Source organism: Rhizobium vallis (genome assembly GCF_003985155.1).
GTDB lineage: Bacteria > Pseudomonadota > Alphaproteobacteria > Rhizobiales > Rhizobiaceae > Rhizobium > Rhizobium vallis.
The window spans coordinates 190,696-210,057 of the sequence record NZ_ML133691.1 but is presented as its reverse complement, the minus strand read 5'-3'; the positions used below and the strand labels follow the sequence as shown (position 1 = coordinate 210,057).

Annotated in this window: 17 protein-coding genes; 8 read left to right on the top strand and 9 right to left on the bottom strand. The window is 59.3% G+C overall.

Annotated elements, in window-relative coordinates; genetic code table 11:
• Positions 1 to 107 precede the first annotated feature (107 nt).
• From EFQ99_RS18845 to EFQ99_RS18825, 5 genes are all read right to left on the bottom strand, one after another.
• Positions 108 to 1,442 carry an NAD(P)/FAD-dependent oxidoreductase gene (locus tag EFQ99_RS18845; RefSeq protein ID WP_126922502.1) on the bottom strand — a complete coding sequence of 445 codons (1,335 nt, stop codon included), beginning with the start codon at positions 1,440 to 1,442 and terminating at the stop codon, positions 108 to 110.
• 182 nt (positions 1,443 to 1,624) lie between these two features.
• On the bottom strand, positions 1,625 to 2,503 hold the full coding sequence (locus EFQ99_RS18840) for an ABC transporter permease (protein ID WP_126922500.1): 879 nt from the start codon (positions 2,501 to 2,503) through the stop codon (positions 1,625 to 1,627).
• Between the two features lie 32 nt (positions 2,504 to 2,535).
• Positions 2,536 to 3,486 (bottom strand): ABC transporter permease, encoded by a 951-nt coding sequence (locus EFQ99_RS18835; protein WP_126922498.1) that lies wholly within the window; start codon positions 3,484 to 3,486, stop codon positions 2,536 to 2,538.
• A 72-nt stretch (positions 3,487 to 3,558) separates the two neighbouring features.
• Positions 3,559 to 5,229, bottom strand: coding sequence for a peptide ABC transporter substrate-binding protein (locus tag EFQ99_RS18830; RefSeq protein ID WP_126922496.1), 1,671 nt, complete (start codon positions 5,227 to 5,229; stop codon positions 3,559 to 3,561).
• A gap of 57 nt (positions 5,230 to 5,286) precedes the next feature.
• Positions 5,287 to 6,930: an ABC transporter ATP-binding protein gene (locus tag EFQ99_RS18825; RefSeq protein ID WP_126922494.1), complete on the bottom strand. Its 1,644-nt coding sequence runs from the start codon at positions 6,928 to 6,930 to the stop codon at positions 5,287 to 5,289.
• 205 nt (positions 6,931 to 7,135) lie between these two features.
• Between EFQ99_RS18825 and EFQ99_RS18820 the strand changes: the two genes are divergently transcribed.
• Positions 7,136 to 7,804, top strand: a complete 669-nt coding sequence (locus tag EFQ99_RS18820; RefSeq protein WP_126922493.1) for a FadR/GntR family transcriptional regulator — start codon at positions 7,136 to 7,138, stop codon at positions 7,802 to 7,804.
• A gap of 119 nt (positions 7,805 to 7,923) precedes the next feature.
• Here EFQ99_RS18820 and EFQ99_RS18815 read toward each other — a convergent pair whose 3' ends face one another.
• Positions 7,924 to 8,793: a LysR substrate-binding domain-containing protein gene (locus EFQ99_RS18815; protein ID WP_126922823.1), complete on the bottom strand. Its 870-nt coding sequence runs from the start codon at positions 8,791 to 8,793 to the stop codon at positions 7,924 to 7,926.
• A 107-nt stretch (positions 8,794 to 8,900) separates the two neighbouring features.
• Here EFQ99_RS18815 and EFQ99_RS18810 point away from each other — a divergent pair, with 107 nt between their 5' ends.
• The 7 genes from EFQ99_RS18810 (at position 8,901) to EFQ99_RS18780 (ending at position 16,052) form a co-directional block, all read left to right on the top strand.
• Positions 8,901 to 10,112 (top strand): four-carbon acid sugar kinase family protein, encoded by a 1,212-nt coding sequence (locus EFQ99_RS18810; RefSeq protein ID WP_126922491.1) that lies wholly within the window; start codon positions 8,901 to 8,903, stop codon positions 10,110 to 10,112.
• Positions 10,109 to 11,083, top strand: a complete 975-nt coding sequence (pdxA, locus tag EFQ99_RS18805; protein ID WP_126922489.1) for a 4-hydroxythreonine-4-phosphate dehydrogenase PdxA — start codon at positions 10,109 to 10,111, stop codon at positions 11,081 to 11,083. Before EFQ99_RS18810 ends, pdxA begins: the two co-directional genes overlap by 4 nt.
• 11 nt (positions 11,084 to 11,094) lie before the next feature.
• Positions 11,095 to 11,820, top strand: coding sequence for a 4-hydroxythreonine-4-phosphate dehydrogenase (locus EFQ99_RS18800; protein WP_126922487.1), 726 nt, complete (start codon positions 11,095 to 11,097; stop codon positions 11,818 to 11,820).
• 78 nt (positions 11,821 to 11,898) lie between these two features.
• On the top strand, positions 11,899 to 13,077 hold the full coding sequence (locus EFQ99_RS18795; protein ID WP_126922485.1) for an alanine racemase: 1,179 nt from the start codon (positions 11,899 to 11,901) through the stop codon (positions 13,075 to 13,077).
• Positions 13,077 to 13,520: a RidA family protein gene (locus EFQ99_RS18790; RefSeq protein ID WP_126922483.1), complete on the top strand. Its 444-nt coding sequence runs from the start codon at positions 13,077 to 13,079 to the stop codon at positions 13,518 to 13,520. The genes EFQ99_RS18795 and EFQ99_RS18790 overlap by 1 nt, the downstream gene beginning before the upstream one ends.
• A gap of 5 nt (positions 13,521 to 13,525) precedes the next feature.
• Positions 13,526 to 14,572 (top strand): threonine aldolase family protein, encoded by a 1,047-nt coding sequence (locus EFQ99_RS18785; protein ID WP_126922481.1) that lies wholly within the window; start codon positions 13,526 to 13,528, stop codon positions 14,570 to 14,572.
• A 157-nt stretch (positions 14,573 to 14,729) separates the two neighbouring features.
• Complete coding sequence (locus EFQ99_RS18780) at positions 14,730 to 16,052, top strand: NAD(P)/FAD-dependent oxidoreductase (protein ID WP_126922480.1); 1,323 nt, start codon at positions 14,730 to 14,732, stop codon at positions 16,050 to 16,052.
• 34 nt (positions 16,053 to 16,086) lie between these two features.
• On the opposite strand, the gene EFQ99_RS18775 is transcribed toward EFQ99_RS18780, so the two are convergent.
• The 3 genes from EFQ99_RS18775 to EFQ99_RS18765 all read right to left on the bottom strand — a co-directional run bounded on the left by EFQ99_RS18775 (position 16,087) and on the right by EFQ99_RS18765 (position 19,268).
• Positions 16,087 to 17,361 (bottom strand): NAD(P)/FAD-dependent oxidoreductase, encoded by a 1,275-nt coding sequence (locus EFQ99_RS18775; RefSeq protein WP_126922479.1) that lies wholly within the window; start codon positions 17,359 to 17,361, stop codon positions 16,087 to 16,089.
• A gap of 72 nt (positions 17,362 to 17,433) precedes the next feature.
• Positions 17,434 to 17,910, bottom strand: coding sequence for an Lrp/AsnC family transcriptional regulator (locus EFQ99_RS18770; protein ID WP_126922478.1), 477 nt, complete (start codon positions 17,908 to 17,910; stop codon positions 17,434 to 17,436).
• A 23-nt stretch (positions 17,911 to 17,933) separates the two neighbouring features.
• Complete coding sequence (locus EFQ99_RS18765; RefSeq protein ID WP_126922477.1) at positions 17,934 to 19,268, bottom strand: aspartate aminotransferase family protein; 1,335 nt, start codon at positions 19,266 to 19,268, stop codon at positions 17,934 to 17,936.
• Positions 19,269 to 19,362 lie beyond the last annotated feature (94 nt).

Here is a 19,362-nt window from a genome sequence, read left to right as displayed (position 1 = left end):
AGAATCTGGAAGCCTTTTCTGTTCGGTTGATCTTCCGACCCATTCGTCGGTTTAAGTCCCTAAAGGCCAACGACAACAGCAGCTTGGACAGTAACCAACCTCGACCGTTACATCATTTCCGGCCGTCTGATCGCCGAGCCGTCGCTGAACCGGCTCAGCCTGTAGGGTGTGATGTCTGTGATCGAGGTCTCGTTCATAACGATCTCGCTGACCAACCGACCGGCACCCGGTCCAATGGCAAAGCCGTGCCCGCTAAACCCCGCCGCTATCACGTAACCAGGCAGTTGCTCCACTCTAGAAATGACGGGGACGAGATCTGGCGAAGTATCGATGAGCCCTCCCCAGGCGCGCTCGACCCCGATTCCCTTCAGCGCTGGGTACTCGCTTTGCAGATTCTTCAATGCGAGCTTCACGAGTTCCCCGTCGGGCGCAGGATCCAGAATGCGGTTCTTTTCGAACGGCGAGATTTCATCGTTCTCCCAGCTGCTGACAGCATCCGGCCCATTCCAGAAGCTGCTGTTCAGACGATACTTCAGCTTCTTGCCGATCTTGCTGCGGTACATCTGATAGAATTTGAAGGCGTATCGCATCCCCCGCGGCGTGATGTCGAGCGTACCACGTCCCGGTACGGCGATCGTGTAGGCGCCGTCTGTCCGGCGCCGCAACACGAAGTTTGAAGCCGAGAGGCATCCTGCTTGAATGATCTCGGGCGCGGGAGTCGTCTTAATTGCGGTCCCGGAGATGTTTGCGACGGGAAGCTCGATGCCATATCGATGAGAAAACCGGGAAGCCCATGCCCCGCCAGCGCAAACAACAGTGCCGGCTTTCACAAGTCCCCGCTCTGTCCAGGCGCCTGTTACGCGGCCGTTGCTAATGTCGAGGCCCCGAACGGCGCAGTTTTGATGGAGCGATACGCCGTTTTCCTTCGCGGCCTCAGCGATGGCAGGTACGGCAAGGCTGGGCTCCGCTCGCCCATCGCTCGGAGACCAAACGCCGCCGACCCACGAGGATGTACCGCCTGAAGCCCGTTCATTGGCCTCGGAGGCGCTGAGGATCTGGCTATCAAATCCTTGAAGGCGGGCAGCCTGGCCCCACTTCTCCCATCGGGCGACGTCAGCCTCGTTCTTTGTGCAGTAAAGTATGCCGGTTCGGCGGAAGCCGAGATCGCGGCCGGTCTCGCTGCCCAGTTCCTCCCAGCGCCGCAGACTGTACATGGCCAGCGCAAGTTCATAGAGGTCGCGGTTCTGCTGGCGAACCCACCCCCAGTTGCGGCTCGACTGCTCGCCACCGACGATGCCTTTTTCAAGCAGGGCAACCGATAACCCTTTGCGGGCGAGCTCATAGGCCGTGCAGGTACCCACGATCCCCGCGCCGATGACGACCACATCGACCTGGGTCGGAAAAGAGGCGCTATCACTTACTTTCTGAACCTGGACCGGCATAGTCACTATTCCTCTGGCATCGTGCTCCAGTCATCTGGAACGATAAAACTCAACAATCTGTCGTCTTGGACACGGAACATTCCGACGATCGGGGCAGGCAATGACGCCAAATGTGTTCCGCCGACATCACGTGCGCATTTTGCAGCGGATGTCTCTTTTGGTGGCGCGCGAGATGCTCTTTCTCAGCTGTGATCACCGCGAACATCGAGTGCATCGCGCAGCCCGTCGCCGATGAAATTGAAGCTTGTGACAGCGATCGTTATGGCCGCGCCGGGAATTATCGCCAGCCAAGGCGCCGTCCCCAGATATTGCTGGGCGCCGTTCAGCATATTACCCCAGCTGGGCAGCGGCGGCTGAATTCCATAGCCGAGGAAGCTGATATAGGCCTCCATCAGGATCGCCCGGGCGACGGTCAGTGTCGCGGCGACGATGATCGGACCGATGGCATTGGGAAGGATTTCGCGGAACATGATGTGCGTTGCGCTCAGTCCCAGCATGCGGCCGGCCAGCACGAATTCACGCTCGCGCAGGGAGCGGACCTCGGCCTCGACGATGCGGGCAACTTCCATCCAGCTTGTGGCAGCGATGACGACGGTGATCATGATGGGACTTGGCTTCAGCGCAGCGGCAAGAGCAAGTACGAGGAAGATGGATGGGAAGGAGAGGAAGCCATCCACGGCACGCATCAGCACCGTGCCGACCAGGCCACCCCTATATCCCGCCACCACGCCGACAAAGGTTCCGATCAGCGTCGACAATAGCATCGCCGAGAAACCGACCAAGAGCGAAATCCGCCCCGCCATGAACAGCCGGGCGGCCAAGTCTCGTCCTAGTGGGTCCGTGCCGAGATAATGCTGGCCGGTCAGGGGCGGAGCGAAGCGGGCGCGCAAGTCGATGTAGAGCGAATCGTACGGCAACAAATGCGGACCTAAGACGCATGCCAGCGTCATGAGAACGATCATTACCATTCCGATGAGGGCCAGATGGTGCTTCAAGAAACGGTGCGCAGCTCGGCTGTTCCACCAGCGTTCCCGGGGCGAATTTGCGGCAATGGCAGTCATGATGGCTGACTCCTGATGAGCGTTCATGGCGCTTAACTCAGACGGATACGGGGATCGATGATGGCGACAACGATGTCGGCGGCGAGGTTGCTCACCACGACAAGGATCGCTGAGAACATGAGCAATCCCATCACCACCGGATAGTCACTGTAGCCGAGGCTGTCGAGGAACAGGCGTCCCATGCCCGGCCAGGTAAACACCGTCTCGGTGACCAGAGCACCCGTCAGGACGCTGGGAAGCTGCACCCCAAGGAGGGTGATCATCGGTAGAAGGGCATTGCCGATGACATGTTTCATCAGGATGCGCCGCTCGCTTAGTCCTTTGGCGCGCGCAGTCTTAATGAATTCCTGGCTGATAACGTCGAGAGTAGCCGTTCGCATGTAGCGGCTCCAGATGGCCACATGCACGAGCGCGAGTACGACGCTGGGCAGAATAAGATGGTGGAGATAGTTCAGAACGGATTCGTCGCCGATCGTGTACATGTTGCCGGCTGGCAGCCAGCCAAGTCTAAGCGAGAAGACGTAGATCCCGATCAGGCCGAACCAAAAAGTCGGGATGGAAAGGGCCACCATCGCACCGATCGTCGCCATGTAGTCGAAAAGCGAATAACGCTTTATGGCGCCGCGAACACCGATCCACGTACCGATAGTGATCGCGATCACCGTGGACGATCCCATCAGCAGCAGCGTTGCCATGAGGTGTCGCCCAATCACCTTGAGAACAGGCGCTCCGTCGCGGAATGAGTGGCCCCAGTCTCCTCTCAACAGGCGCCAGGCCCAATCCAGATACTGCATCCACAGAGGACGGTTCAGGCCCAACTGCTCCGCCAGTCGCTTCAAGTCATCCTGCGTCATGCTCGCATCGAGCCCAAATTGTGCCAGGGGGCCGCCCGGAATCAGGTTGAGGACCACGAAGCCGATAACGGAGACGATCAGGAGCAGTATGAGGCTCTGAGCGAACCGATTAAGTAGGAAGCTACGCATTCAGGCTCTCCCTGTGATAGCGCCAATAGAAGTCGCCGCCGCGACGGGCGGCGGCGACGACGGGAGGTTAACTCAACTCTTCCAGTGCCAGCCGGCAGCATGCCAGGATGCCGTGCGCGTGTTCGTATTCGGTTCCCAGCCTTCAAGGCCTTCCTTCGTGCCAACCACATAGGTGGCGGCAAACAGTGGAAGGAACGGAAGGTCCTGACGGACGATTTCCTGGATACGGTAATAGATTTCACGACGTGCTTCGGGATCGAAGGTCTGAGCACCCTTCTTGAGCAGTGCATCCACTTCCTGATTGGAATACTGGCCGACGTTCGATCCCTTTCCGCCCTTGGCGGCAATCGCGCTGCTCGCAAGACGGTTGGTTGCATCGGGGTCCGCGGCAATCAGATGCGTAACACCCGAGATGGCCGTGTCGAACTGTGACTTCAGCCAAAACTCGCCGAACATGACGGCAGCCGGCAAATTCGAGATCGTCATCTGGACACCAATTTCGGCGAATGTCTGCTGCAGGAATTGCTGCACCTGCTCGCGGAGGTTATTGCCGGATGTCGTCGAGTTGTTGAACGCCAGCTTCACTCCGTTCTTCTCACGGATTCCGTCCGAACCCGGCACCCAGCCGGCGTCGTCGAGGAGCTTGCGTGCGGCGTCGAGATTGAATTCCTGCGCCGGAAGGTTCGGATTGAAATAGTAAGACTCCTTCGGCATGAAGGTTTCGGTCGTTGTCACCACGCCGAAATAGAGGGCGTCGATGATCGCCTTTCTGTCCATTGCAGCATAGAGTGCCTGACGCACCGCAAGTTCCTTGAATTGCGGCCGCTCGAGATTGAGATAGAACGACTCGACGGAGGCGCCGGGCACCAGGCTCACCACACGGCCCGGCAATTTGCTGGCTTCGTCGTAGTGGTCGGGCGTGATGTATGCCTGGTCTGTGAGGTCGATGTCGCCGCTCTTGAATTGGGTATAGAGCACCGTCTGGTCAGGAATATATTTGAATACAACCTGTTCGACATACGGCCCCTCCCCAAAATAATCCGGGTTCGCTGCCAGCTCGAGATGGTCGCCGGCGACACGCTGGCTCCACTTGAAGGCACCGGTGCCAACGGGTGCCTGGTTGAAGGCTGCTGCGTTCGGATCAGCCTCATTCTCGAGAAGGTGCTTCGGCACGATGAAGGTTTCGGTGAGAAACGACAGGTAAGGAGCGAAAACCTGCTCCATGCGCCAGGTGATTTCAGTTGGCGAGACCACCGTGAGGTCGCGCACCAGCGAATGGCCGCCCGTACGCCAGGCGCGGAATTTCGGATTGGTGATCAGTTCAAGGGTGAACTTCACGTCCTCAGCGGTAAACGGCTGGCCGTCATGCCAGCGCACATCGTCACGCAGGCGAACGCGCCAGTTCAGGCCATCCGCCGAGATGCCGCCGTTCTTTTGCGTGGGCACCTCTAGCGCAAGATTGGGCTGGAGCACACCGCCCGGATCCATGCGAAAGAGGGCGTCGAAGAGTGAGAAGTGGACCGCATCGTCCGTTTCGATGTGGGCCATCAGCGGATTGAAGACGGTCGGTTCCTGCGAAAGCCCGACCACGACGCGACCCGCAGGCTTCTTGTCGGCAGCCCGGGCAATGTCAGGCTTGCCGATCAGGTTGGGAGCGGCAAAGCATGCAATGCCGCCGGCTGCCATCAGGCGCAGTGCGTCGCGCCGAGAAATGTTGCTTTTGATTCTAGACTCTTTTGTCATTTCATTCCCTCTCTTTTGCTCATTAGGAAGCCACCGCCAGCAGTTAATTGAACTTTCTCAAGTGTCTCTGCCTCGTTCTCCCGGAATTGCAGCCACAAGTTCACGCGTGTAGTCGGATTGCGGTTTCAGGAAGATCTGAGACGGCGGGCCGCGCTCGACGACCCGGCCCTTCTGCATCACAGCAATTTCGTCGCAAATCTGGCTGGCAACACGCAGATCATGGGTGATGAAGACCATTGATACGCCGGTCTCGCGCTGGATTTGGTCGAGCAGTTTGAGGATCTGCGCCTGGATCGACACGTCGAGCGCGGAGACTGCTTCGTCGGCAATCAGCAGCTTGGGCTTGAACATCAAGGCCCGCGCGATGCCGATGCGCTGGCGCTGACCACCCGAGAATTCGTGCGGGTAGCGGCCGAAGGCGCCCGCATCGAGACCGACGTGGGATAGCAACGCCCGAGCCTCTTCGCGCGCCTGTGCATAGGGCATACCATGTGCGACGGGCCCGACGGTCAATATCTGACCGATAGTGGAGCGCGGATTGAGCGAGGCAAAGGGATCCTGAAAGATCATTTGAATCCTAGGGCGCAGCGGCCGGAACTCGGATTCAGAGAGCTTGACGATGTCCTTGCCCTCAAACAGGATCTGACCGCTGTCGCTGTCCTGAAGCTTGATCAGGAGTCGCCCCAACGACGATTTTCCGGAACCACTTTCGCCGACAATGCCAAGGGTTCGGCCCGCGGCCAAGGTGAATGAGGCGTCCTGTACCGCAGGCACGACACGCTGGCTACCGAACAACGCGCTGCCGCTGCGATAGGTCTTGCACAAGCCATTGACAGTCAGGATTGCCTCGTCGCTCGTCTGCACCTTGAGCTTTCTGTCCTCGCCCGTGAGGCGCGGAACGGCGGCGATCAAGCGTTTGGTGTAGGGGTGGCTGGGTGATTTGAGAACCTGATCGGCGGTGCCCTGCTCGACAATCCGCCCTTTCTCCATAACCACGACGCTGTCGGCAATTTCTGCGACCACGCCGAAGTCGTGGGTGATGAACATGACGCTCATATCCTTGCGGCGCTGAATGTCACGGATGAGCTTCAGGATCTGCGCCTGGGTGGTTACATCGAGGGCTGTCGTTGGTTCGTCTGCGATCAGAACGGTCGGCTCGAGGGCCAGCGCCATCGCGATCATGACACGTTGGCGCTGACCACCAGAGAGCCGGAACGGATACTGGTGGTACATCAGATCCGGATCGGGTAGGCCCACCTCGGTCAGCAATTCGAGTGCGCGGTCACGGCGCGAGGCCTTTGTGCCCACTCCATGGGCCGCCATCACTTCAGTAACCTGCTCGCCGACCGTCATCAGCGGGTTGAGCGCCGAAAGCGGATCCTGAAAGATCATGGACACGACGCGGCCGCGCAACTGGCGCAGCTTTTTTGCCGGCGCGTCGACGATCCCCGTTCCATCAAGATTGATCGCACCCGACGAGACTGGAATTATCTTGGGTAAAAGCCCCATGATGGTATTCGCGGTTACCGACTTGCCCGATCCAGACTCGCCGATAATGCAAAGGATTTGGCCGCGCCTGAGGTCAAACGAGACGTTTTCGACGGCATGAGCTCGTTCCATGCCTTTTGGCAGGTCGACTGTGAGACCACGCACCGAAAGCGCTGCATCGCCTGCTGTAACAGCCTCTGTCGTAACGGCCATCGGTTTTTCTCCATTGTCTACGCAGCTTCTCATTTGAGATTTTGATCGCCGATCAATGCATGCTGCCACGTAATCTTTTCGAGCAGTGCATCTCAGCACCATTCGCAACCAATCGGCGTTGGTTCGATGATTATTATAAGATTGGTCTTGCCATTGGTGTCAATATAGATCAAATTGGTTTCGTAAAATATTTATTGGAGGTCACATGAGCGTGTTGTTGAAGGACTTCATTGAAGCGGAAGGTCTGGAACCAGGCGATCGCCTGCCTCCCGAGCGTGACTTGGCACTGAAGCTCGGGCTGCCGCGTACCGCCCTTCGAAGGATGCTCGGTTCCTTGGAGAAGGAAGGCCGCCTTATCAGGCACGTCGGCAGAGGCACCTTTATAGCCGGCAGCGGCGTGAGTTCGAGCGCCCTTCGCCGGCCGGCAACCAATGAAGGAGACACATTGCGCACCTATCCGGCGGAAGTCTTTGAGGCTCGGCTAATCATAGAACCGAAGATCGCCGCGTTGGCAGCATTGCGGGCGACCAGGCAGGAAGTCGAAGAAATGCAGAAATCAATCGCGCGTGGCAGCGCGTCGGAAGCACTGGGTGAATTCGAGAAATGGGACGCCGTCTTTCATCGCATTATCGTCCAAGCCGCCCGTAACGGTCTTCTTGCCTCGCTCTATGAAGGAATTCACGCAGTACGGGCCGGGAACCTCTGGGGGAAAATGAAAGAACAATCGCTGACCTCAGAGCGCATGACGGCGTATATCGTCAGCCATCAGGCGATTCTCGACGCAATAAAAGATCGTGATAGCAGGGAGGCTGAGCGAAACATGTACGACCACATCATCGAAGCCAGAACCAATATCCTCGGTCCGAGCATCTGAGGTGTGGCAATTGGTATTGAGGCGCAATGCGTGTCCACTGTATCGGCTGCGATCCTCGTTAAGTCGCCGCCCGAGTCGATAACCCACGCCGGCCTCGCAGTCTTGCCAAACTGCGGCCTTCAGGGACCAAACTGTCGTCGAAGCCAAGAGAGGAAGGTTCGTTTTCTGGCATCGCCTTCGAAAGGAAGTCGGCTCAACAGGATGTAATGATAGCCGTTACCGGAGAACCCCAGCGGCGCCACCAGTTGCCCGCTTTCCACAGCGTCGGCGACCAGCGGCTCTGGGCCTATCGCGGCACCTAGCCCGGCGATTGCAGCTTCGATACTCAAATAGAAGTGTTCGAACACTTGGCTGCCGGGTGGATTTGGGTCTCCGATCTGGTTGTCGGCGATGTAACGCGTCCACGCATCTCGACGCGTGGCCGAATGAATGCGAGGCAAGCAAAGGATTTCATCGCTGCCGGACGCCAACAGGCGTGACGCGCACACTGGGCCGACACGTTCTTCGACAACCGTTTCCACAAACAGTTCCGGCGGCCAGCTGAAATCGCTTCTCCGCAGCGCGAGATCAATATGGCTCCTGTCGAAGTTTACAGGGCCGCCAGCGGCCAAGACGTGAACCTCAATCTCCGGATGAAGTGCGTTAAACAGCGGAAGGCGCGGGATCAGCCAGCGCTGTGTGAATGTCGGCTCGCACGAGAGTACAAGTGGTGCCGAACCGCCACCTTTGATTTCATCGCAACACTCGCTGATCTGCCGAAACACTTCGCTCATCGTTACAAGCAGACGCCGTCCAGAGTCGGTCAGGAAAACGGCTCTGTTTCTTCGTTCGAAAAGGGCCACTCCCAAGTCTTCCTCAAGCAAGCGGATTTGTTTGCTGACGGCGCTGTGCGTGACGAACAATTCATCGCCGGCACGCCCGAAATTCAAATGCCGTGCAGCTGCCTCAAACACTCGAAGCGCGGATAAAGATGGGAATCGTGCGGCCATATCTGTGAGATAAAGTGACGGATTTCGGTCAGAATTGATCGTTTTTCCGGCAAAAGCAATAGCGCTAATATCCTCCTCGTCACACAAAAGCCGACAGGAGCGCGACTTTGAAGGTAGGAATTCTAGCCGATGATCTGACGAGTGCAACGGATGGCGCCGCACCATTCGTGAGCATGGGGCACAGATGCCTTGTCGTCACCGACTACCGGCGATCGTCGCTTGAAAAGGTCGCGATTATCTCTATCAACAAGGCGAGTCGGAGTGCGCCGGTTGAGGACGCTATCGATCGGGCGACGCAGGCGGCGAAAAGCCTGGCGTCCGCGGAAATCCTTTACAATACCGTTGATTCCACCATTCGCGGCCACATTGGAGCTGAGATAACAGCCGCGCTCGCGGCGTCTGGTCGGACCATCGCAATCGTCGCTCCGGCTTTCCCCGCAGGCGGACGCACTACTGAAGGAGGGCGTCAGCTTCTTCATGGCGTCCCGCTGGAGGAAACCGAGTTTGCAAAGGACCCGCTCCACCCCATAGCGGACTCCCATCTTCGGGCCCTGTATCGGGATATCCCAGAGGAGGAAATCCGTCACCTTGGGCTTACGGAAATCCGTATATTAAAGTCGGGCGAACTGACCGCAGATCACCGGAAATTGTTGATCGCCGATGCCACAACGCAGGATGATCTGACTCGGCTGGTGAAATCGGCGGCGGATCCGAAGTCGATTCTTTGGTGCGGTTCTCCAGGACTGGCAATCGCGCTGGCAGACTATGTGGGTCGCGCCGATGACACTACGCTGTTTCCTCTCGCGACGGCGCTCAATCTCTTCGTCATTGGCAGCGTCAACCCCCTGAGCCGCGAGCAATGCTCACGGCTCATCAGCACTGGCGACGTCCGGCAGATCATCATCGACGCCGAGGTGGCGTCCCGCTCTGCCGGCCTAGCGGCCGAAAACGCCGCTGCCCAATACAGAAAATGCGGAACCAGCGGTGAAGTTATTCTAACTACGTCGGACCGGGGCGCCTCCGCTGATCCTCGGTCGATCGCAATCGCTCTTGGCAAGGCTGCCCGCGCGATTATGGAGCATCATCCGGTGACCGGACTCTTCCTGACCGGCGGTGACACCGCCGAATCCGTGCTGAGCGAACTTGAGATCGCGTCTGTGAATCTTCTCGGCGAGGTCGAGCCCGGCATCCCGGTGGGCCGCACGACCGGCCCCCATCCTATTCACATCATCACAAAGGCGGGCGGCTTCGGCTCGTCCAATATCCTGCTGAAATCAGCCGAGGTGCTTCGGGGCCTCTGGCTTGGAGATAAGAAATGAAGAAACCTGTTGGAATAACGATGGGCGATCCCTGTGGGATCGGCCCGGAAATCATCGCGCGCCTTTTCGCGGACGGACTGCCGGAGCAAGCGGTGGTGATCGGCGACGCGAAGGTGATGGAACGCGCGGTTCGGGCCTTGGCTCTTCCTCTCCAAGTGCAGCCCATCGCGTCGGTCGATGAGGCGGTCCGAGACGCGACCCTCATACCCGTCCTTAACGTCTCGGATCTGCCGAACGATTTGCCGATCGGTCAGGTGGACGCTCGTGCCGGGCGCGCGAGCTACGATTATGTCGTGAGAGCGATCGACGAAGCGCTGGCAGGAAACATCGGGGCAATCGTCACCGCGCCGATCAATAAGGAAGCAATGAAGAAGGGTGGGCTCAATTATCCCGGCCACACCGAAATCCTTGCTGAACGGTCGGGGACCGACAAGTTCGCGATGATGCTGGCAAACGATGAATTGCGTGTCATTCTGGTGACGATCCACGTGTCGTTGCGCGACGCAATCGACCTGGTGACGCAGGATTCGGTGCTCAGAACGATCGAATTGGCGCACAGGGCAGGCAAGACTTATGGCATCGCCTCGCCGCGCGTTGCGGTCGCCGGTCTCAATCCCCATGCCGGTGAAAACGGCATGTTCGGACGCGAAGATCTCGACATCATCGCGCCGGCGATCAGGCGCGCTCAGGAATTTGGAATAAATGCGTCCGGCCCTTGGCCCGGAGACACGATTTTCATGCGGGCCCGCAAGGGTGAGTTCGACATCGTCGTTGCACAATACCACGACCAGGGGCTCATTCCGGTCAAGTATTTCGGCATCGACAACGGCGTCAACGTCACCATCGGCTTGCCCTTCATCCGGACCAGCGTCGATCACGGCACCGCATTCGACATCGCGGGCCAGGGCACGGCCGACCATTCCTCTCTTCGCTATGCCTTCGATCAGGCTCTGCTTCTCAACGCAATCTAGGAGGGCTTTCGATGCCCCAGGCCCCCGACTTCATTTTCATGCTGACCAATCAGGATCGGACCGTTGCCGACGCGACCGACCGCCTCAAGGATGTCCTTGCCGCCGGAATCACGCATGTGGGATTCAAGGATATTGGTCTGCCGTTCGATGAACTTTTGGTCCTTGCTTCAGCGATCAAGGCGGCGGGCGCCACGCTCTATCTCGAAGTGGTCAGCCTCGACGAGGAAAGCGAGCGACGGTCCGCGCAGGCCGCGGTCGACCTTGATGTCGACATCTTGATGGGTGGAACCAGACCAAGTGTCGTTTTGCCAGTCATTGCTAGGAGGAACATCCAGTACTATCCGTTCCCCGGCAAGATCGTGGGACACCCGAGTAAGCTCGAAGGGACGATCGAAACAATTGTGGACAGTGCTCGGCAATTGGCTGCGATCGACGGTGTCAGCGGTCTCGATCTGCTCGCCTATCGTTTCCACGGAGATGTCGAAGCGTTGATGACGCGGGTGTGCGAAGCCGTCGAGAAGCCTGTAGTGGTTGCCGGATCGATCGACAGTCCTGAAAGGATGGCGGCCGTGATACGATCTGGCGCAGCAGGGTTTACTATCGGCACGGCGGCTTTCAATGGCGCATTTTCAGGCAGTTCAAATCTGCGGTTTGAGATCGAGAAGGAGATCGACGTACTCACGCGGATTCAGGCTGATGCGGGTGATATTGCGCTGTCACCATTAACAGCTGGCTGAATCGAACCTTCACCGACCATTAATTGCTATCTTTACGATTTAGCGACAAGGTTAATTTCGATTTTGGAGATCAGATACATGGATCTAGCGACGTTCGACCCCTCCTCTCGCTTGGCGGCCACGACCACTCTTGAGACGCTGGAAACGCCCTGTCTGGTTCTGGACGCGGACCGGATGGACCGGAATATCACGCGGCTCAGGAACCGGCTCGATAGCCTGGGTGTGTCGCTTCGACCGCATCTGAAGACCGCAAAGTCAACTGACGTGGCCCGGCGCATCATGAGTGCGCCGGAGGGGCCGGCGACCGTCTCCACGCTGAAGGAAGCCGAGCAGTTCGCGACCGATGGCGTTCGCGACATGATCTATGCGGTCGGCATCGCCCCGGAGAAGCTCGCACGTGTCGTCGAACTGCGCGCCAAGGGCGTCGATCTCGTGGTGGTACTCGATACTGTTGAGCAGGCGGAGGCGGTTGCCGCGGCATCCCGAAAGGCCGGAATGCGGATCCCAGCCATGATCGAGATCGACTGCGATGGCCACCGCTCGGGTGTGGTGCCAAATAATCACGCTCAGTTGCTGGAGATCGGGAAGGTCCTGGCCGCAGGGGCGGAACTGCGTGGCGTTCTGACCCATGCCGGCGACAGCTACAGAGGTGGAGGCGACGAGGCGCAGCACCACTATGCACAAGCGGAGCGGTTGGCCGTTGTTGAAGCCGCGCAGCTTCTTCGCGGTGCGGGTCTGCCGTGCCCGGTCGTCAGCGTCGGTTCGACGCCGACGGCCCATCATGCGAAGGATCTGACCGGGGTGACTGAAGTCCGCGCCGGCGTATTCGTGTTCTTCGATCTCGTGATGGCAGGCATCGGCATTTGCCACGTCGATGACATCGCGCTCAGCGTTCTGGCTACGGTTATCGGACACCAGCGCGAGAAGGGTTGGATCATAACTGACGGCGGATGGATGTCGCTGTCGCGCGACCGTGGAACCGGCAAGCAAGCCGTCGACCAGGGATATGGCCTCGTCTGTGATATCGACGGAAGTGCCTACCAGGACATCATCGTTGCCGATGCGAACCAGGAGCACGGTATCATCGCCGTGCGGCCCGGCTCGGACGCTCGCCTGCCCGATCTGGCGATCGGAGACCGGGTGAGGATCCTGCCGAACCACGCATGCGCGGCCGCTGCCCAGCACGAAGCCTATCATGTTGTCCGCAGTCGCTCGCACGCTGTCGAGGCCTGCTGGCCGCGCTTCGGAGGCTGGTGATGCCCGGAACCATGAACGTGAGTACCGACCAAGCACCCAGCCCTGCAGGTCATTACGTACAGGCCAGACGGGCTGGTGACCATCTTTACATTTCCGGTCAGCTCCCGACCCGGCCAGATGGGCGGCCGCTTGCTGACGACAGTTTCGAAACACAGGCAGGGCAAGCCATCGACAACTTGATGGCGGTTCTGAAAGCCGCCGGCGGAAGCCCAGACGATCTCGCCAGGGTCACTGCATACATCGTGGGCGTCGGCAACTGGCCCCGCTTCAACCAGATTTATGCCGCGCGGTTGGGAGAAGCGCGCCCGGCGCGCACGGTGGTGCCGGTGTCCGAACTCCACTACGGCTATCTGGTGGAAGTCGATGCCATCGCCGTGATCGCAGAAGAACCAACTGCCACGCAAGCAGCAAAACCCGTCAATATGACGGTGAATGAAAGTTAGAAGCGATGATTTTTTCATCCGACAATTGGTCCGGCGCCCATCCTGCGATTGGCGAGAGCCTGATGATGCATGCCGGCGGCTATGCGTCGGGCTACGGCACCAGCGACCTCGACCGTAAGGTGGAACAGAAGTTCGCGGAGATTTTCGAACGCGACGTCGCCGTCTTTTTCGTCGGCACCGGAACGGCGGCCAATTCGCTGGCGCTTGCGACAGCCAACCGCGCGGGAGGCGTCGTCTTCTGTCATCGCGAGGCTCACGTCGTCGCCGACGAATGCGGCGCGCCGGAGTTCTTTTCGCACGGTGCGCGACTGAAGCCGATTGACGGACCGCGAGGCAAGATGGAGGTTGCCGGCCTCGAAGCCGAGATTCGGCGCTTCCCACTCGATAATGTCCAGGGCGGTCAGCCGACGGCGGTATCGCTGACGCAGGCAACGGAAAGTGGCACGGTCTATTCGCTCGCTGAAATCGACGCGATCGCCGCCGTTTCCAAGGCGCATAGGCTGCCGCTTCATATGGATGGCGCCCGCTTCGCCAACGCGCTTGTCAGCTTGGATACGACTCCTGCCGAAATGACCTGGAAGCGAGGCGTTGACCTAGTTTCCTTCGGTGGCACCAAGAACGGCTGCTGGTGCGCCGAAGCGCTGGTGCTTTTCGATCGCTCTAAGGCGCAGGAAATGCACTTCATGCGAAAGCGCGCCGGCCAGCTCTTTTCGAAATCGCGCTTCGTTTCGGCGCAGTTCGACGCCTACTTTGCTGGCGATCTCTGGCTGAACCTCGCCCGCCACGCCAACGCCATGGCTGCGCGCCTTGCCGAGGGCATCACCGCCTCCCAGACGAGTCGCCTCGCCTGGCAAGCCGACGCCAACGAGGTTTTCGCTATCCTGAAGAAGGACGTCGCTGCCAAACTCCGCCAACAGGGTGCAATCTTCTACGATTGGCCCGTGCCACAGCGCCTCGACGGAAGCCTCGCGCCGGACGAAGGTCTCCACCGACTGGTGAGCAGTTTTGCAACGAGGGCCGACGAGGTCGATCGTTTCGTGTCGGCTTGCTAAGACAAAGGTTCAGTGGAGCGGGTCCCGACCTCTGAACCTCAATTACACCATTCCGCCTGTCGAACGGGATGAGCTGCGTTGTCAAACGATGCTTGCTGCGTCCTCACATCGGAGAGGATCTCGGCCGAAGAGCAGTAGTCCAAAATGAGGTCTCCCAATGTCACCACTCCTCAAGCGTATACAGAGCGATCAAGAGCTTCCCGCTAAGGCCGACGTTGTCGTCATCGGCGGCGGCATTATTGGTGCGTCGGCGGCATTTTTTCTCGCAGAGCGGGGGCTTTCCGTTGCTTTGGTGGAAAAGGGCTACGTCGGCGGTGAGCAGTCCAGCCGAAACTGGGGCTGGTGCCGCCGGCAAAACCGGGATGAGCGCGAACTGCCGCTCTCAGGGATTTCCATGCAGGCGTGGGACCAGTTTGCTGCAAAAATCGACGAGGACGTCGGCTTCCGCCAATGCGGCCTATTCTATGCGACAGACAACCCGCAGCAACTGGCGGAATGGGAACAATGGCTTGATCTTGCCCGGCAATTCAACGTCAATACGAAGATGCTAACTGCCCGGGAGGCGCATGACAGAGTTCCCGCGCAAGGTCGCCGCTGGCTCGGCGGCGTCCATTCAGTCGATGATGGCAAGGGCGAGCCGGCCATTGCGGCGCCGACGATCGCGAATGGTGCCCGCAAGTTCGGAGCGACTATCCATCAGGTATGCGCTGCACGAGGTCTCGATATCGTCAATGGTGCAATCGCGGGCGTCATCACCGAAAAAGGGATAATCAGGTCGCAGGCCGTTCTGAACGCCGGCGGTGCGTGGGCCTCCCTGTTCTGTCGCCAATACGGCGTGCAGTTCCCGCAGGCAAGCGTGCGCCAGACCGCAATTCGTACGCGACCCACAACCAATCTTGGCGAGGCGATCTATACGCCGGAGTGCTCGCTGACCCGCAGGTTGGACGGCAGCTATACGCTTGCTGTCAGCGGTAGGGCAACATTGGATATCACGCCACAAGGCCTACGCTACGCGCGCTGGTTCATGCCGATGTTTCTGAAGCGACTGAAAGCGGTCCAGATCGGCGTAGGCAGATCGATGTTTCATGGGCCTGAAGCGTTGGCAAGCTGGAACCGGGATGCGCTTTCGCCTTTCGAGCGGATCCGTGTTCTCGATCCAAGACCAAGTCGTCGGACGATCGCGGCTATCCTGAAGGGCGTCACGCAGCAGTTCCCGGCGCTTGCAGGTATCGAGATAGCCGACAGTTGGGGCGCTTACGTGGATTGCACACCGGATGCGGTACCGGTCATCTCGGCGTCCGATCATGTGAAAGGCCTCTATTTGGCCGCGGGCGGTTCCGGCCATGGCTTCGGCATCGGCCCGGGCATCGGTCGACTGGCAGCCGACCTGGTTGCGAACGATAGGCCTTGCGTCGATCCCACGCCGTTCCGGCTATCGCGCTTCTTTGACGGCTCGAGGGTCGAGGTCGGCGGGCTCTGATCATGGCGGAAGGCCAGTGTAGGACAAAAAGTTTCTAGCCGACGCTGTCCAGCATCTTGTAATACATGCCGACCAGCGGCAGGAACCAGGGGGTTCCGAAGTGTCCCGGGACGGCCGGCCATTCGAGCCTCTTCATCGGATTCCGGTCCGGTCGGCCAAGGATCGCGTCGGCGGTCAGCATTCCGAGATGGGTCGAAAGCTGGGCGCCATGGCCGGAGTAACCCATCGCGTACCAGACGCCGTCGTGACAGCCCGCGCGCGGAAACCGGTCTTTGGTGATGTCGACGAGGCCGCCCCAGCAATAGTCGATCTCGACGTTTGCGAGTTGTGGGAAAATCTCGGCGAGACTTGCCTTCAGGATCGCTCCGATCTTGGGGTCCGAACGGTGATCGGAGCTCGCCGAGAAGCGCGCGCGGCCTCCAAAGATCAGCCGGTTGTCAGGCGAGAGCCGGAAATAGTTGCCGATGTTCTTCGATGTGACGCAGGTGCGGTTGCCCGGCAACGTCGCCGCGATCTCCACTTCGCTCAACGGCCGCGTTGCAATGATGAAGCTGCCTACCGCAATGATCCGGCGCCGGAAATAGCCGAAGGTCGAGGGCGTATAGGCGCCGGTGGCAACAAGCACCGCATCGGCGGTGATGCTGCCGCGGCCGGTTTTCAGATGATGGCGGCGGTCCGCCTGCCGATGATCCGTGACGGCGGCGTTCTCGAAGATCGTCGCACCGTGACGCTTCGCGGCCTCGGCAAGCCCTGTGACGTATCGGCCCATATGCATCATCGCGCTCTTCTTTGAGAGCATCGCGCCAAAGAAGGGCGAACCGATCTCCTGCTTGAGGTCATCTGCACCAAGCAGTGCCGTGTCGGGATCTACCTCAGCATTCACGGCTTCGAAGTTGCGGGCGATTGCCTGGAAATGCTGGGCCTTCGAGGCGAGTTTGAGCTTCCCGGCGCGGCGGAAATTGCAGTCGATTCCCTCCTCCGCAATCAGCGCCTCGATCGTGTCGATGGAGTCGTCCAAGGCCTTGTAGAGCGCGATCGCCCTCTCCTTGCCGAGTTCCGCCTTTGCCGCCAGGTAGCTATGCGCAAGCCCGTTGTTCAGGTGTCCGCCATTGCGGCCGGAGGCGCCCCAGCCAACGTTCTCCGCCTCCAGCACCACAACCTTGGCACCCGCCTTCGCGAGTTGCCGGGCGGCGCCGAGACCCGTGAAGCCGCCGCCGATCACTGCGACGTCGTAGTGGCCATCGACCGGACACTCCGCGGCCCCGGCAAAAGCTTGGGCGTTGTCATGCCAGTAGGATAGGAATTTCATGGCAGTACGCCTTCCTTCTAGAGTTTGGGTTGCCCGTAACCGTCGGTGGAAGGGCAAGGAGTTCATCATAACCTACGGCTCAAACAGCTTTGTCAGCGGCAGCTGCGCCTTGCGGATCGGCGATTTCAGCACGACGAAGCTAAAATATTTGTCGATACCGACGTCCAATTCGATCAACCGCTCCATGATCTCCTGATATTCTCCGATCCCAGTAGTCACGAATTTCAAGAGGTAGTCGTAGCCGCCCGAGACCACATGACACTCGATGAGTTGCTCGATCTTCTCGATTGCAGCAAGGAAGCGTGCGAAATCGGTCTGCCGATGGTTCTTCAGCGTAACCTCAGTAAACACCGTTAACGCCTGCCCCAACTTGGCGATATTGATGCGCGCCGAATAGCCTTCGATGTAGCCCTCGGACTGGAGATTCTTCAGTCGCATGAGGCAGGGGCTCGGCGACAGGTTGACCACCTCCGCAAGTTCAACATTCGTCATCCGGCCATTCTGCTGGAGCACATGCAGGATCTTGATGTCGATCCGGTCTAACTTCATGGATGTAGCTTTCGCTCTGATGTTCACACCCGCGCCACGGCTTTTCTGAGCGCATGTTCGATGGCTTCGAGGAATCGGTCCACATGCTCCGCCTGGCAAATGAGCGGAGGACGGACTTTAAGAGTATCCTCGTTGGCGCCCGTGGTACTGATGAGAACGCCATCATCACGCAGCAGGTTTACGATCTCCAATGCCGTGGCGCGTCGACCGGCCGCCCCCGTTGCATCCAACCCGATGTCAATGCCGATGAACAGGCCGGCATTTCGAACACCGCGAACACCAGGATGCCGTGTGGCAAGCTGCTCCAATCCCAACCTCAGGCGCTCACCCATGAGATGGGCATGCTCCATGATCCGGTCTCTATGCAAAATGGTTAGGACTGCATTAGCTGCCGCGATCCCGACGGTATTGCCCGCAAAGGTGTTTGAGTAACGGGCGGCAGCGCCAAAGCGGTCCATCGGTGCCTTGCGGCCAACAACCGCGCCGATGGGAAAACCATTGCCCATCGGCTTACCGAGAGTGACGAGGTCCGGAACGACATCGTGCCGCCCAAAACCCCACATGTTTTTGCCCGTCCGCCCGAAGCCTGGCTGAACTTCATCGGCAATCACGAGACCACCCACTTCCCGCACCGCCTTGACTCCTCCCGCAATGAAGCCAGGCGGGTCCACCCATACGCCGTCGCTGGAGAAGATGCTGTCAAAGAGCAGGGCCGCTACGCCAATGCCACGTCGCTTCAAATCGGCGATGGCCGAACGGACCTGTTCTTCAAAGAATGCCGCAGCTTGTTTCTCGGAGACGCCGGCTGGCCCATGCAACGACACCATCCGGACGGCAGGACTAAGCTTGACGGCGTCGCCCAAATTGGGCGACACCATCGCCGTGGCCGCGCTTGTGCCGTGATAGGCATGGGAAGAGACGATTACGCCGTCGCTGCCGCTGGCCAGCCTGGCGATGCGGAGCGCCAAATCATTCGATTCGCTGCCCGTGCAGGTGAATACAACGCGGTTCAGCTCCTGAGGAAACGTGCCGACCAGCCGTTCGGCATAGTCGACCAGCCTCGGTTCGAGATAGCGCGTGTTTGCGCTAATTCGGCTGGCTTGTTCCGCCATCGCAGCGTTGATCTCTGGATTGCAATGCCCAAGAGAAGGCACGTTGTTATAGAAGTCCAGATAGCGACGTCCGTCGGGATCGTAGAGCCACATGCCCTCGCCGCGAACGAAATGCACGGGTCGGCGGTATTGGAGCCTGTAAGAGCCTCCCAGGACGTTGTCGCGGCGGGCGATGAGCTCGGCTTCGCGCAGCGGAATTGTGGCTTCACCGGGGGTAAAGCGGTTGGGCATGAGATCTGTGGACATAGCTTTGATCCTGCTTAAGTTTCATCCGCGAGAAGTCGCGAGTTATCGTCCTGACCGCCAACGCGAGTGACGAAAAGCTTAGCTGTCTCCAGCA

Coding starts and splice junctions, on each gene's coding strand:
- EFQ99_RS18845 (WP_126922502.1), bottom strand. CDS start 1,442: ATGCCGGTCCAGGTTCAGAAAGTAAGTGATAGCGCCTCTTTTCCGACC.
- EFQ99_RS18840 (WP_126922500.1), bottom strand. CDS start 2,503: ATGACTGCCATTGCCGCAAATTCGCCCCGGGAACGCTGGTGGAACAGC.
- EFQ99_RS18835 (WP_126922498.1), bottom strand. CDS start 3,486: ATGCGTAGCTTCCTACTTAATCGGTTCGCTCAGAGCCTCATACTGCTC.
- EFQ99_RS18830 (WP_126922496.1), bottom strand. CDS start 5,229: ATGACAAAAGAGTCTAGAATCAAAAGCAACATTTCTCGGCGCGACGCA.
- EFQ99_RS18825 (WP_126922494.1), bottom strand. CDS start 6,930: ATGGCCGTTACGACAGAGGCTGTTACAGCAGGCGATGCAGCGCTTTCG.
- EFQ99_RS18820 (WP_126922493.1), top strand. CDS start 7,136: ATGAGCGTGTTGTTGAAGGACTTCATTGAAGCGGAAGGTCTGGAACCA.
- EFQ99_RS18815 (WP_126922823.1), bottom strand. CDS start 8,793: ATGGCCGCACGATTCCCATCTTTATCCGCGCTTCGAGTGTTTGAGGCA.
- pdxA (WP_126922489.1), top strand. CDS start 10,109: ATGAAGAAACCTGTTGGAATAACGATGGGCGATCCCTGTGGGATCGGC.
- EFQ99_RS18800 (WP_126922487.1), top strand. CDS start 11,095: ATGCCCCAGGCCCCCGACTTCATTTTCATGCTGACCAATCAGGATCGG.
- EFQ99_RS18795 (WP_126922485.1), top strand. CDS start 11,899: ATGGATCTAGCGACGTTCGACCCCTCCTCTCGCTTGGCGGCCACGACC.
- EFQ99_RS18790 (WP_126922483.1), top strand. CDS start 13,077: ATGCCCGGAACCATGAACGTGAGTACCGACCAAGCACCCAGCCCTGCA.
- EFQ99_RS18785 (WP_126922481.1), top strand. CDS start 13,526: ATGATTTTTTCATCCGACAATTGGTCCGGCGCCCATCCTGCGATTGGC.
- EFQ99_RS18780 (WP_126922480.1), top strand. CDS start 14,730: ATGTCACCACTCCTCAAGCGTATACAGAGCGATCAAGAGCTTCCCGCT.
- EFQ99_RS18775 (WP_126922479.1), bottom strand. CDS start 17,361: ATGAAATTCCTATCCTACTGGCATGACAACGCCCAAGCTTTTGCCGGG.
- EFQ99_RS18770 (WP_126922478.1), bottom strand. CDS start 17,910: ATGAAGTTAGACCGGATCGACATCAAGATCCTGCATGTGCTCCAGCAG.
- EFQ99_RS18765 (WP_126922477.1), bottom strand. CDS start 19,268: ATGTCCACAGATCTCATGCCCAACCGCTTTACCCCCGGTGAAGCCACA.